Consider the following 2,434-nt stretch of genomic DNA (forward strand, 5'->3'; position numbering starts at 1 on the left):
CCGCGGCGCGTGAGCGGCTGCCGGCGCGCCGGGCCCGGTGGCTGAGGGTGCGCACGGTCCGGGTGCGCGACGTGTTCGGCTGACCGGGTCCGGCCGCCGTTTTGTGCGCCCTACCGCCCGATGGCGGCAGGGCGGCAAGGGCCGGGGGTCTGTGGTCGGTTCGTGTCGTCAGCCCCGCCGTCCGGTGGCTGTGTACTGGTCGGTCTGCTGCCAGCTTGCGGGGATACCCAGTGCGGTGGGGGCGTCCGCGATTCCCGCCCCAAGGCGCGGGTCGGCACCGGGCAGGGGCCGGCAGGCGGTGCGCATCAGCAGGTAGAGGCGGTCGGCGCGGGCCGCGGTGCGCGGCACCGCTTGGGTGCGCAGGTGGTCGTGGTGGGCCAGCAGCAGCGCCGCCAGTCCGGTGACGTGGGCGGCGGCGATCGCCGTGCCATCGACGGCGGTGTAGCCGTCACCCAGGCTGGTGGTGATGACTGCCGCGCCCGGCGCGACCAGGTCCACGCCTGGGCCGGTGGGGGTGAAGGGCGCCGGGAAGGGGCCGGGCCAGGGCGGCTGTACGCCGGTGAGTGGGTTGCTCGCGGGGTAGGTGCCGGTGTGCGCGAGTGCCCCCACCGCGAGGATTCCCGGCAGGGTGGCGGGCTGGGTGAGGGGGCCGGCGGTGTCGCCGGCCGGGGCGACGATGGTGATGCCGGCGGCGTGTGCGTCGGCGAGTTTCCAGGCGGCCAGCTGGGAGCGTACGGGGTAGGCGAGGCTGATCTGGGCGATGTCGATGGTGTGGGTGATGCAGTAGTCGACCGCTTCGAGCAGGTCGCTGAGGTGCCCGCCGGGGAACAGCTTCAGGGCATGCACCTCGGCTTCCGCCGCGATCCCGGCGATGCCGGCGTTGTTGTCCGCGGCGGCGATGATGCCGGCGCACCAGGTGCCGTGCCCGCACGCGTCGAGGCCCCAGGTGTCGTTTTGGGCGCTGGTGAAGTCGTGCCCGTGCTTGACGGTGTCCTTCAGGTCCGGGTGGGCGGTGTTCACCCCCGAATCGAGCAGCGCGATCTTGATGCCGTGGCCGCGGTAGGTCGGGGGGATCTGGTGGAGCCGCATCGCCTGGACGCCCCAGCTGGTGAGCGCCCTGCCGGGAAAGCCCTCGAACGTCTCCGACAGCGCCTGCACCCTCACCACCCTCTCTTGCCCGTTGGCGGGTTGGGGGGTGCCGGTGCGGGTGGGCCAGTAGCCGGCCACCGGGCGGACGTAGAGGGCCTGCAGCGTCTCCGGGGTGTCCGCGGCCAGGGTCAGCGTCAGCCGCCCGTCCGGGTCGGTGGTGCCGTGGACCGGGCCGCCGGTGCCGATCGCCCACACATGCGCCCCGGCCACCGCCTCCCCGTCACCACCCACCACCCGCAGCGTGAGCTGCTCGGGCTCCTCCAGCGTGATCGCCAGCATGGGGTCGATCATCGGCGCCGGGCCGACACCCACCGACGGGGTGGGGGTGTAGGAGAGCGGCTGGTCGATCTCCACGACCACCTGTGGGTTCTGGGCCAGGGCGCGGGCCCGCTCCTGCGGCATCCTCACGACCGCGACCGGGGGGCAGGCCGGATGCGGCTCCGCGATGGTCCCCACACTCCGGGGACGCGGCGGGCGCACCTGTGCCACCGGCTCCACTTCGGAGTCTTCCTCCAGCAGCCGGAACAGCGCCGAGGCCTCGATCGGCGGCACCCCGCCCGGAAGCAGCCCCACCGGTCGGGGCGCCACCAGATACCGGCCCCATCCCGCCCGCACACCCTGACCCGGCACACCGGCCTCCGACCCCGCGCGGCGTTCTCCGCCCGTGCTGCCCGGCCCGCCCGCCGCCGGCTGCCCGGCCTCACCCGCCGCGCCCTGCGCGCGCGGGGTCTTGTTCTTGCCGTTGCCCGGCTTCATACCGTTGCCGCCCTGCTCACTCATACAAGCCAACCGCCATCTCAGATACAAAGAGTCGTCGTACACACGCCCTGGATCTTTACGCCGCCGGCCGGGAAGCGGGGGCCATGAGCTCCCCGGCCAGCACCCCGCCGCACCTTCGCCTCGACGTCCCAGCGCGGCGGGGTATCCGGCCGGGCAGGCCCGCTTCCCCGCAAGCGAGCAAGAGCGCGCTGCCCGGCCGGGTGTCTCACATGCCCAGAGGCGACAGCTGCCCGAACTGCGGCTGCAGGCCCGGGAACTGCCCGAACTGCTGCTGGCCGAACCCGCCGCCCCACGGCTGCTGGCCCTGCTGGCTCTGCTGGCTCTGCTGCACCAGCGTCAGGATCGCGGTCGGCAGCGCCTGCTGCACGGACTGCTCCACCGCGCTGCGCACGCCCTGCTGCAGCGTGTGGTGCAGCGCGACAGCCAGGTAGGGGTGCGCCTGGTGGGCCAGGCCCTGCTGCTGAAGCTGCTGCTGGACCTGCTGGATGTGCTGCAGCGTCTGCTG

Annotated in this window: 2 protein-coding genes; both read right to left on the minus strand. The window is 73.7% G+C overall.

What is annotated here, in order from left to right; translation table 11 throughout:
• Positions 1–168: 168 nt before the first annotated feature.
• Positions 169–1,929, minus strand: a complete 1,761-nt coding sequence (locus tag ACIBJF_RS52990) for a S8 family serine peptidase (RefSeq protein ID WP_399185050.1) — start codon at positions 1,927–1,929, stop codon at positions 169–171.
• A gap of 205 nt (positions 1,930–2,134) precedes the next feature.
• Positions 2,135–2,434, minus strand: a 300-nt coding sequence (locus tag ACIBJF_RS52995; protein WP_399185051.1) for a hypothetical protein, incomplete at its 5' end; no start/stop codon positions are given.

This window comes from Streptomyces sp. NPDC050743, from assembly GCF_044456925.1.
In the GTDB taxonomy this organism is placed as follows: domain Bacteria; phylum Actinomycetota; class Actinomycetes; order Streptomycetales; family Streptomycetaceae; genus Streptomyces.